At 48.6% G+C, this 11379-nt stretch carries 10 protein-coding genes and 1 pseudogene; 5 read left to right on the forward strand and 6 right to left on the reverse strand.

Annotated elements, in window-relative coordinates:
• Positions 1 to 158: 158 nt before the first annotated feature.
• Positions 159 to 719, forward strand: a complete 561-nt coding sequence (locus CUN67_RS24595) for a chorismate mutase (RefSeq protein WP_254711478.1) — start codon at positions 159 to 161, stop codon at positions 717 to 719.
• A 61-nt stretch (positions 720 to 780) separates the two neighbouring features.
• On the opposite strand, the gene CUN67_RS24600 is transcribed toward CUN67_RS24595, so the two are convergent.
• A complete protein-coding gene (locus tag CUN67_RS24600) occupies positions 781 to 1893 on the reverse strand; it encodes a lytic polysaccharide monooxygenase (RefSeq protein ID WP_208718105.1) in 1113 nt (370 codons plus the stop codon).
• Between the two features lie 378 nt (positions 1894 to 2271).
• Here CUN67_RS24600 and CUN67_RS24605 point away from each other — a divergent pair, with 378 nt between their 5' ends.
• From CUN67_RS24605 to CUN67_RS24615, 4 genes and pseudogenes are all read left to right on the forward strand, one after another.
• Positions 2272 to 3213 (forward strand): lytic polysaccharide monooxygenase, encoded by a 942-nt coding sequence (locus CUN67_RS24605; protein WP_208718106.1) that lies wholly within the window; start codon positions 2272 to 2274, stop codon positions 3211 to 3213.
• A gap of 17 nt (positions 3214 to 3230) precedes the next feature.
• On the forward strand, positions 3231 to 4733 hold the full coding sequence (locus tag CUN67_RS24610; protein ID WP_208718107.1) for a lytic polysaccharide monooxygenase: 1503 nt from the start codon (positions 3231 to 3233) through the stop codon (positions 4731 to 4733).
• Positions 4734 to 4804: 71 nt separating this feature from the next.
• Positions 4805 to 4936: pseudogene (locus tag CUN67_RS30605) on the forward strand (shikimate dehydrogenase); the annotation flags it as partial.
• A gap of 9 nt (positions 4937 to 4945) precedes the next feature.
• Positions 4946 to 5455, forward strand: a complete 510-nt coding sequence (locus tag CUN67_RS24615; protein WP_368389671.1) for a shikimate dehydrogenase — start codon at positions 4946 to 4948, stop codon at positions 5453 to 5455.
• Positions 5456 to 5507: 52 nt separating this feature from the next.
• Here the strand turns inward: CUN67_RS24615 and CUN67_RS24620 are convergent, their stop codons facing one another.
• The 5 genes from CUN67_RS24620 to CUN67_RS24640 form a co-directional block, all read right to left on the reverse strand.
• Positions 5508 to 6032 carry a hypothetical protein gene (locus CUN67_RS24620; RefSeq protein ID WP_208718108.1) on the reverse strand — a complete coding sequence of 175 codons (525 nt, stop codon included), beginning with the start codon at positions 6030 to 6032 and terminating at the stop codon, positions 5508 to 5510.
• A 149-nt stretch (positions 6033 to 6181) separates the two neighbouring features.
• Positions 6182 to 7156 (reverse strand): NADH oxidoreductase, encoded by a 975-nt coding sequence (hcr, locus tag CUN67_RS24625; protein ID WP_208718109.1) that lies wholly within the window; start codon positions 7154 to 7156, stop codon positions 6182 to 6184.
• Positions 7157 to 7166: 10 nt separating this feature from the next.
• The gene (gene hcp, locus CUN67_RS24630; protein WP_208718110.1) at positions 7167 to 8819 is read right to left on the reverse strand and encodes a hydroxylamine reductase; all 1653 of its coding nucleotides are present in this window, start codon (positions 8817 to 8819) and stop codon (positions 7167 to 7169) included.
• Between the two features lie 223 nt (positions 8820 to 9042).
• Positions 9043 to 10494 carry a hypothetical protein gene (locus CUN67_RS24635; protein ID WP_208718111.1) on the reverse strand — a complete coding sequence of 484 codons (1452 nt, stop codon included), beginning with the start codon at positions 10492 to 10494 and terminating at the stop codon, positions 9043 to 9045.
• A gap of 207 nt (positions 10495 to 10701) precedes the next feature.
• On the reverse strand, positions 10702 to 11250 hold the full coding sequence (locus CUN67_RS24640; protein ID WP_208718112.1) for a hypothetical protein: 549 nt from the start codon (positions 11248 to 11250) through the stop codon (positions 10702 to 10704).
• Between the last annotated feature and the right edge of the window lie 129 nt (positions 11251 to 11379).

Genomic DNA, 11379 nt, shown 5'->3' on the forward strand with positions numbered 1-11379 from the left:
GATAAAAATCAATAGACATACGCTGCTCATTTCCCCCTTCAATCCGGTACGGTAGATACACGGTTAATTGAATGCCAGACCGCCATCATTTAGGATCTCTGTTCCTTCGGGTAATGGCGCAAACGTCACTCCGAAAATATCAGGGAAAGGAGAGGAACATGAACATCAAAGGTATGGTGCAGCAAAAATATCAACGCGGATTGCTCTGGGGTTTGATGGGGCTGGTTGGGATCTGGTCATGGCAGGCTAGCGCCAGCTCCGTCGGTGAACTGATCAATCAGCGTTTATCATGGATGAAAGAGGTCGCAGCCTGGAAAGCCGTCAATCATTTGCCGGTTGAAGATTTAGCTCAGGAAAAGCGTGTGCTGGACAGCACGCTGGCAGAAGCACAGCAGCTTGGATTAGCCCCTGACACCGTCAGCCCGTTTATCCGTGCACAGATGGATGTCGCCAAGGCTATCCAATATCGTTACCGCGCAGACTGGTTATCACAACCCGGTCAGGTAACCCCGCCACGATCTCTTGATGAGGCCAGGACGCAAATCAACCGTATCAGCAATGCCACTTTGCAGCAGCTGTCCAGTGATTTACGTACTGATCCTCAGGCAGCGGTAAAAATATGCAGCTCAGTGCAGAACATCCAGCTGCAACACCTGACAACGGATGATAAAAATTATCTGTGCCGCACCCTGCAGCAGATTAAAAGACAAAATCGATAAACATGAAAAAAGCGTAAACGGCAATGCCGTTTACGCTTAACAAGCTTGTATTTAAGGGTAATTACTTAACCATTATCCACAAGGTGGGCGCATTCCCCGGGAACCAGTCCAGTTGTGAGGTGTGGACGTTCAGACAGCGATAAGTACTGCCCTGGTAAGTCACCAGGTCATTCACCTGATAATGTTTACCCACTGCCCAGGCACCGCTGGCAGGCGTTTCATGGCTATCCTTCACCACCACCTGAATATCTTTCTGCACGCTGCCAAAGGCATTAGATGCCGTCAGACGATAGGTGCCGGTACCAACGTGGTCGGCAGCAACCCAGGCGCCCGGTGCTGACATCTCTGCACCTTCCAGTTGATGAACAGGTGACGTTCCCTGTTTATCCTGCAGCTGGAAATGGCTGTAGCCGTCAATCACTTCCCATGAATAATGGGTGACATTCTGAGATTTAGAAGCATCCAGGGTGTAACTCATGTTGACCGGGCTTTTTTCGACAACCAGCTTGTCCTGCGCCAGCTGGATTACCGGCTTATGTTGTGCTTCCAGTCCATCATCACCGATATTGTTGCCACTGAATTCGACGTCCGCGGTGTTGTAGAAGGCATTGCTGGTATCATCAACGGTCCAGATGGCCAGAATAATCTGGTAGCCCTGACGATCCGGCACATCACAGGTGTGACTGTCGGTTTGACCCGGACGCTCACCACCACGGGATACGGTACAGAATGGTTTGCCTTCAAAGGAAGCACGGCTTAATACCTGATTCGGATTCCAGTCGTTTTTGGTGATGAAATATTCGTATTTGGTGGTGTTGTGAGGAGCTGTGAATTTCCAGGTAAACTGATGTGGGCCGGCGGACATCGGTGTTTTATTCCAGCGGGTAGCGCTCTGGGCATCCATTTCATAACCATCTTTCCATTGTGCGCTGCCGATGCGACCATCTGCCGGACCCAGATTTGGATAGCCCTTATTTGCTTCCATACTCTGCGGCTCATACTGAACGCTGCCACAGCCGGTATTCATTTGTTCGACGGGATAGCTGCGGTCATTATTCTTGATGTGGTTACACAGCAAAGCACGCGAAGGTGGATCCATCAGGTAGCCGTGTGACCAGGCGGCACCACTTACCAGCAACGTTGTTATAGCAAACGCCAGTTTATTAAACTTCATTTTTTCTCTCATCAGTTTATTATTTAACGAATTAAATCATCCAAACGTGGCTGTAATACCCTCACAGAATCGACGTTCGTTTTTCATCCAAATCCGGGCGGGAATATTGCGGTCAAAACATCAGCATCGGAACAGGAAATATCTCTTTATTACCAGGAAATCATTTACAGACTTCAGGAACAATCGAAGCAACAATAGAAAAATCAACCACCTTCAATATCTGGTGATAATTTAAAGTTCTTTCTCAGGAAACGTAAGAAGGGTCTTATTTTGGGATCTGATTATGTTTGCAAAAATCGAGACGGAATAAATCTTATTCTAATTCAATTAGACAAATTCGATTTCTTATTGTTTGCCGAATAACTGACGAGAGATTTCATGGAAAAAAATAAAGTTGCCATTGCCCTGGCCACATTACTGGCAAGTAGCATGGCATGGTCACAGGGATATGTGATAGACCCACCATCACGTGCCGCATTGTGTCAGCAAGGTGAAAATCATTGCGGATATGGTGAGCGCTACCATGCTGATGAGGTCATCACCATCGCCGGAAGTCATGATTTTGCCGCACCGGGAAAAATTGCCTCCGCGGGCAATGATGAATTCGATGGGCTGAATACCGAGGGTTCTCACTGGCAAAAAACCGTGATTGGCGAGGTTCCCTTAGACATCAGCTGGCAGTTAACCCGTCCAACCCAGGTTTCCAGCTGGAAATACTATCTGACCGAACCCAACTGGCAAAACGCTATCGGCACGGGCCAGCGCCTGAGCGCTGAGAATTTTATTCAGACGCCCTTTTGTACCTTTGCCGGTGATGGCAAATTCCACCAGGGCATGATTACCCACCAATGCACCCTGCCCGAAACACAAGGCTATCAGCTGATTTATGCGGTTGCCGAGCTGGCTCAGGTTGATGGGCACCCCAGCGAAAAAATCACCAACATCATTGATGTCGATGTCATTAAAGGAGAGCAGCACAGCGATGCGGCAATCCACACCCACTGGCAAAAAGAGATTGGCACCCTGGACCATTTGATCAGGGGAAAACCCCTGAAGATCAATGCCGGAGACACCATCCGGGTACGCTTCTTTGACCACATCTCGGAAGTACCCTCTCGCGAGATCAGCGTCAGCGTATTGCCTGGTGAAGAAGCCAGCTGGTCCGAAACGGTAGCGAACGCCATTAATCAGAAATATCAGGATGTCCGCGCGGGCGTATTCCAGCCCGATGGCGACGTTCAGCCAGAAAAAGGCGAGATCAATAGCGTTTATGTCCCTCAGGAAAACCCGCTTCAGGGCGTCGAAATTACCATCAATTAAATACAGACATGAAAATAATGATGAATACAAAACATATTAAAACTCTGGCTTACGCCATCGCTGTACTGTCGGGTGGCATTTATTCTGCGCAGGTTCTGGCACACGGTGCGCTTGTCACTCCGTCCAGCCGTGCAGTGCAATACTATGGGAAACAATGGCCGGCAACAGAAATTGAGGGGCTCAAACTTCCCGCCGGGGGATTGATGGAAGCCGATACCCCGTATGAAAATCAATTTACTTTTCCGCCTGATGGCAAGATCGCCAGTGGTAATAAAGCCGAACGGGCGGCGCTGGATAATGAAAGCTATCCGTGGGTGTCACAGCCAATGCATTCCGGTGTGCAGAACTTCGAATGGTTTTTTGGTCAGTTTCACCGCACCACCTACTTCACCTATTACATCACTAAGCAAGACTGGAAAACGAAGCCCGGTTACGGCCAGAAGCTAACGGCGGAAATGTTTGAGAACCAGCCATTTTGTCATCACATATGGCCGATGAGCCAGCCCATTCCATCCCCCAGACCCACTAGCCTTACCCACGTCTGTAACGTTCCTGAACGCACTGGAGAGCAAAAGATTTATGCTGCCTGGCGCATTCGCGATACCGATAAAGCGTTTTATCAGCTGGTCGATGTGAAATTCGATGGCAACAGCACGCCGGGAGATGACACCGGGCAGCAGAAACCGATCATTCATGTGGCAAATGAGAAGGTCGTGGTTGACCAGTCTGACGCCAGCGCCGCTTACCCCCTTGATGTATCTGGCAGCCAGTACGCCACCCAATATGTCTGGGAAGTCATTAGCGGCTACAGCAACTTCCAGGTACAGGAAAAATATGGAGCCACAACCGGCCAACGACGGGAAGGCCCGACTCTGACCTCCCCACTTGCATGGGTAGCGGCTAATCATACCGGTACTGGGGTCTATCGCGTCACTGCCAGCAACCAGTATGGCTCCGTCACTAAAGATATTACCGTCGAAGTGAAAGCCAAACAGGCAGAACAGAAGCCGGTTATCCATGTGGCAAATGAGCGGATCGTGGTTAATCAATCCGCGGCTAACGCCGGTTATGCCATGGACGCCTCGGGAACCCAATATGCCACGGATTTCACCTGGGAGGTGATTCAGGGTTTCAGCAACTTCCAGCTCCAGGAAAAACAGGGGGCAATAACCAGTCAGCGCCTGACAGGCCCGACGCTGACCTCCCCACGCGCATGGGTGGCGGCTAATCATACCGGCACCGGCGTTTATCGCGTGACAGCCAGCAACCAGTATGGCTCCGTCAGCAAAGACATTACTGTGGAGGTGAAGGCCAGTGACAGTGACAATGGCGAGGATACCGGAGCTGTCCCGGCCTACGATAGCCATGCAAAATATGATGTGCCCTGCACCAAAGTCTCGCACAACGGCAAAATCTGGCAAAACCAGTGGTATTTGAATGCTGGCCAGGAAGAACCCGGCACCAATGGCCAATGGGGCGGCTGGCGTGAGCTCGGTGCCAGCAATAACAGCTGTAAGTAAAACGAATGTTGCCCTGCGCTGTCTGGCAGGGCATATCTCATCATGACAGTTAAAAGCCTGTTACCCGCGAAGGTTTGAATGCGTTTTTGACGGGGTTGAAATCGTGGCATAACTTCCATGGCACCATTGTCACCATGCCGCACAAACAGGCCGTCATGGCCAGTCTGGATCATGTATCTGAACAGGCAAAAGCTATTGGGGCCTGTAATGTTATCAGGAGAGAAACCGATGGTAGCCTGACCGGAACCATGCTGGATGGGGAAGGATTTGTCAGTAGCCTGCTGGTGGCGGGGTATCAGGTTGCGGGAAAAACTATCTATCTGGCCGGAGCCGGCGGCGCTGCCTGCGCCATTGCCCATGCACTGGCAAGCCATGGCGTGGCCAGCATAACGCTTTACAATCGCACCCGAGCCAAAGCGGAAGAACTGCGCCAGGCGCTGCAAAGCCAGTATCACGGGTTAAAGGTTAATATGGGCACTGAGACGCCAGAACCTCATGATATTGCGATTAATGCAACATCTGCCGGGATGGGAGACTCTGATCTGCTGCCCTTCTCACTGGAGAAACTGACGCCGCCGACGTTAATCTGCGACATCATCATCTACCCTGAGCGAACCTTGTTACTGCAACAGGCGGAGCAACAGGGGTTTCCCACCCATTACGGCAGAGCAATGTTGCAGCAGCAAATCAGCCTGATGCTGAAGTATATGCTGTATCAATAAGATGCGTTTCCATAGTGGCCACTTTCTGGCCACTATCACGCAAAGCCACGGTTTATTTATTTTTCTGGCAATCGATATTCTCATTCCGGCAGAACATGGAATCGGAGCCGTTATCAGCTTCACATTTCGCTCTGACTGCCTGGCGTGTTTCCAGTTCTGTTCGGCCAAAGGCTGAATGCTCTGTCCCAAATACTTTTATTTTGCAGAAATAATTACGGCCGGTGTTTGCAGGCCGCCAGTTCCCGCGCCCCGGACGATCATTACCGATGTTGATATTGACGTCGGGTGATACCGGCATGGTTGAAATCTGCGCATCCTGTCGTTTCATTTCGCGCCCTTTCATATAACCATCGCGATAGCCTTGCTGCATGGCATTCTGCGTATTCTCCGGGCAAAATTGAATGTAATTACTGTCCATCGGACCACCCGCCATGCCGTCATTCATACCACGGGTAAAACTCGTGCTGGCATTACAGGATTGCGGTGGCACCAGATCGGCAGCTGAGAGAGTACAGCCGGACAACATATAAATAGCCGCGGCCAGGATACCGATGCGATGAACAGCACTCAATTTCATAGAAGTAATCTCAGGATGAATTTAAAAAAGGCACATCGCCTGAAAGGGAAATAAGATGCGAACACCTTCAGTAGAAATGCCGGATTGATAACAATATCCTCCTGTTACAACCCGGTTTTCTATCAGTCAGGTTCGAAATGCGTTCAGGATTAAGCCAGCACTAAATCACCCTGTGGATGGCAGGAACAGGCCAGCACATACCCTTGTGAAATTTCCTCACTGGTCAGGGTCATGGTGCTGTTGACGCTATATTCCCCTGCAAGAATCTGCGTTTTGCAGCAGCCGCAAACACCTTCACGGCAGGCGGCATTAATCGGAACCTGATTACTTTCCATCGCTTCCAGTAAGGAATAGCCCTGAACTGCGTAAAAAGTTTTAGCGGGCGACAACTTACTGAATTTCAGCTTCTTCCCGGAGCCGGACATCTCTGATGGCGGGGTAAAGAACTGCTCTTTAAAAAATTGCGTCACGCCAAGCGTTCGTACGGCCTGCTCAGCCCATGCCATATAGGCTGCCGGGCCGCAGCACATCACGGTACGTGCCGTAAGATCAGGCACGCTATGCAGCAATTGCTGGCTTAACCGACCTGATGCAAAATTTCCCCTGGCATGCTCCTCTGCAACCAGCGTGACCGGATAATCGCGCCATTCACGGGCAAAGATGACATCCTCTGGTGTTCGCACATTAAAGATGACCTGCACATCTTTTTCCGGATGGTTGTTCGCCAGCCAGCGGCGCATCGACATGATTGGGGTGATACCGCAGCCTGCGGCCAGTAATAACAGCTTATCGTTCGGCTGGTCGTCGCAGGTGAACTGCCCCTGCGCATCGGACAACCACAAATAATCACCGCGTTTCACGTCCTGCGTCAGCCATTGCGATCCCACGCCCCCCTCAATATGACGTACCGTCAGGGTGATATATTCACTCACTCCCGGCGTTGATGAGAGCGTGTAAGCACGCAGGGTATCGCCTGTGTTGCGGATACTTACCAGCGCATACTGCCCCGCGCGGTAGGGATAATAATCGTGACACAGCAGCGACAGCGTCCAGACATTTGGCGTTTCCTGCTCAATATGGTGAACCTGCATGCGCCACGGGCACTGTGGGGTTGGCATTGTCATGGTTGGCTCCTCAGGCGCTCAGCAACTGCTGCATATCCTGTTCCACGGTGGTTATCTGCCGCAGACCGAATTTCTCGTTCAGGATGGCCAGCAAGTCTGGAGTTAAAAAGCCTGGCGCGGTCGGACCGGTAACAATATTTGTGACTCCAAGTGACAGCAGCGTAAGCAAAATAACTATCGCTTTTTGTTCAAACCAGGACAGCACCAGCGATAGCGGCAGATCGTTAACCCCACAACCCAGTTTCTCCGCCAGGGTTACGGCGAGAATGATGGCTGAATAAGCATCATTGCACTGGCCAGCATCCACCAGACGTGGCAGACCTTCAATGTTGCCGAAGTCGAGTTTGTTAAAGCGGTATTTACCACATGCCAGCGTCAGGATCAGACAGTCATCCGGCACCTGAGTAGCAAAGTCCGTAAAGTAGTTACGTTCTCCGCGCGAGCCGTCACAACCACCCAGCAGAAAAACGTGGCGCAATTTTTCCCGACTCACCAAATCGAGCAGCGTGTCCACCGCCCCCAGTAATGTCTGACGACCAAATCCAACGGTAATCAGATGTTCGATTTCGTCGTAAATAAATCCGTTGAGTTGCTGCGCCTGCTGAATCACTGGAGTGAAGTCATCCCCTTCCAGATGATTAACACCAGGCCAGCCAACAATGCTACGCGTCCAGATTCTGTCGTCATAAGCGCCAGGGGCGGGATCGATGATGCAGTTTGAAGTCATCACAATCGGGCCAGGAAAACGGGCAAATTCCACCTGTTGATTCTGCCAGCCAGAACCGTAGTTCCCGACTAAATGTTTAAACTTACGCAGCTCCGGATAACCGTGTGCGGGCAGCATTTCACCGTGGGTATAGACGTTCACGCCTGTTCCTTCAGTTTGCTGTAACAGGTTAAATAAATCTTTGAGGTCGTGTCCGGAAATCAGAATGCATTTTCCGGCTACTGTTTTGACGTTGACCTGTGTGGGAGTAGGATGTCCATAAGCGCTGGTTTCTCCCGTGTCGAGAATACTCATGACACTGAAATTCATCTGGCCAATTTCCATCGCACATTCAAGCAATGCGTTGACATCAGCAGGCCAGGTACCCAGCCAGGCCATGGTGTGATGGTAGCGGGCATAAATATTGTTGTCGTACTGGCCCAGCACATGGGCGTGTTCCATGTACGCGGCTGCGCCTTTCAGGCCGTACAGACATAACAAACGCAAACCCAGAATATTTTCGCCGATCGCCGCTTTATCCTTGTTTGGTGTATAGCTGCCAGCTTGCTGTTGCAATTCGCCTAAATCGTCGCTCACCAGCTGCAAATCGGCCATTGGGTGTTCTACGCTGGCGCGAGGATCAATCGACAGACACAGCGCCTTAAGCGCTTCACGTTTTGCAATGGCTTCCCGCGCGTAACCCACGATACGGAAGGAGTCAAAATTGACATTGGTTAACGTGGAGAAAAACGCTCGTGGTGCGAAGCTATCAATATTATGGTCGATAATGTCGTATTTCCGGGCTTCGCTGGCCCAGGCTGAAAGCCCCTGCAGCGTAGCAATTAACAAATCCTGAAGATCAGATGTTTCGGCGGTTTTGCCACACATACCCTGGGCATAAGAACAGCCTGTAGCTACCGGAGTTCGAATAGTTTGCTCACATTGCACACAGAACATAGTCGTACCTTTATAAGGTGTATTTAAAATGCATCTTTAAGCTATGCCTGATTGAAAAGCCTTGCCAGCATTTTCACCACTACTCATCGGGAACTTGATTTTGCTCAATATTCAACAGTGGGACCGCTGCGTGAACAGGGCATGAATTGATCTGTGCAGGATGCGGATGCTTTTATCCGAATAAGGCCTCATATGAGGCCATTAACTGACTCTCGCTATGTGTCTAATCCAGCTTCACTTTTCCTAATAATCGGGCGCTGGCAGCATAACCCAAACCTGCAGAGGCAAATTTACCGACAGCAAGGCCAGGGCAATTAACCTCAATGGCAGCCGGAACCGATTCACTGGCAGGAAAAAGGCGATTTGCCACCAGTGCCCCTGTGAAATCACCCAGTGCCATAGATGCAGCAAGCCTTGCAGGGTCAGGAAGCAGTAAGAAAAAATTCATCATGCCAGCTACGGTAGCGGCACTTCCACTCAGCAGGAGATTCAGCAGCAGGCTCAGCTTATCTTTATTAAGTGAATAGATTTCCTTGCCGCAACTTAACCCATAGTTTGTTGAAAATTGGATACCATGTTGATGGGAACTTAAAGAGCATAACGGTGTGTATCTGAAGAGTTGTTCACGCGTTACTGTGCAACCCTTATCTATATTCAATTCATAGCCATCGGCTTTTCGTTCAAACGTAAAACTGATGATAATCCTGTCAGTTGCACTGAGTTTGCAACTAACAGAAAAATTTGCATCTTCCTTTTGAATACCCACATCTTCGAGTGCCCCCCATCCTATTCTTGGCCCTGCTCCCACCGAAAAACAGACGTCAGTAGACAACACAGGAGGTTTATCATTCAATACAAGGTCAAAGAAAACATAATTCTTAAAGACAAGACGAGCCTGCAGCGCCAGCGTAGTCTGGATACCGCTTATTCCAGAGGTGAGTGTTGACCATGAAGTACCGGCTAAAACGACACTGCTGTTAATTTCAGCGATCTTTTTCAGGAAAAAAACAAGTATCTCACTTATTTTATCTGATAATTCCGAACCTATCTTTTCGATGTGAAAATTGAGTTCCTTACTGTATTTTTCACATTTTCCCTCTGACTCATCCAGCTGAATTTCCAGATCGCTGATTTTCAATTCATCATCGTGATTCTGCCGATTCCTCATCTTACGATCTGTGATCTCGCCTTTCAAAAACTGCGAGTAACATCTCTCTCTTTCTCGCCGCAGAAACGCTTCAACAATTTCTTCAACACAATCATGCCCTACCCCCTTTGGACCTAACAAACTGCCGATCTTTAACACCAGCTTCGCCTTTGCATCACCTAAACAACCCTCAAGTTTCTTGATTTCTGCATCAGCGCTTTCCTTCAGCATTTCAATAGTACTATTTTTTATAGCCACTCTGGTTTCGTGCCATAATTTTCTCGTTGTAGACACAATACTTTTAGGTAACCATAAAAAATCATTAAAAAAATGACGCCAGACACCCTTATTTGATGACAACTTGTTGTTGGTGTTATTTATGTTTATTACGAATTCCGGGATACTGCTGATTTCAGTTGCATTCACTTCTTTCTTATGTCCGATATTAGAAAAAGGGAATACTGCAGACAAGCTCATCAAAACATATGCCTCATAATGATTAAGTGTAGTGATAACTGTATAGACCATTGCATCCAGCATTGTTAAATGGCCAAATGATTTAAAACAAAAATTAAAATGATAAAGGCAGGCTTATTCTGAGGAATGAAGTGAAAGGATATAGTCTATCTCAAAAAGATATGATGACTTAAAATTGAAACAATTGAAGAGGCTGGGTGGGAAGTTCTTCCGCGAACCGGCCAGGCAGGAACGCGGAAGCTATAGTGTCAATTATAGTCAGCGATCGGATCCAATAGCCTCTCCAGCAAGGGGAGAGCTGTTAGTGTTTCTAAGCTGGTTTGTAAATTCAATAAGCCGATGTTGCGCACAACTCAGTTTATTTAAATTCTCATTCAGATAGTCCGAAGTAAAGGCTATTTTTATAATATCCCTCTCCAGTTTTGATGCCATCTGATTAAGTTCGACCGTTATTTTATCAATACTTCGCTGCTTCTCTGATATCTTTTTCTGATAATGCCCAAGGTGCTCAGCATCGGTAAAGGCCAGAACCCGATACATGTTATCCCTGTTCATAGCAAAGATAAGCTTATCATAAGTCCGCTCAATACTTTTTAACCTGCCATGCATGGTACTGGAGTTGTAATTTTCAACTTTCACTCCTGAAAGTTTTGCCTGCTTGAATTCATCGCAGGTATTTAATATATCCTTTATGTTACCAATAAATTCCTGAACATTATTATTGGCGTACGATATTTCTTTAACACCATTTAACGAATTATTAGCAGGTACTGAAATCGCGTAACTTCCGAAACTTAATTCTGACATCACAACCTCCTGTTGAAAATGGCAAGGATGAACATCTGGTTACAAATTCAGATAACCATCACCCTTTTAACCCATTGTTATATCCGGGATTCACACCCCAAAGTGCGGGCACGCCAGACGTAGAGGAGA

The sequence above is a fragment of the Pantoea cypripedii genome, from assembly GCF_011395035.1.
GTDB lineage: Bacteria > Pseudomonadota > Gammaproteobacteria > Enterobacterales > Enterobacteriaceae > Pantoea > Pantoea cypripedii_A.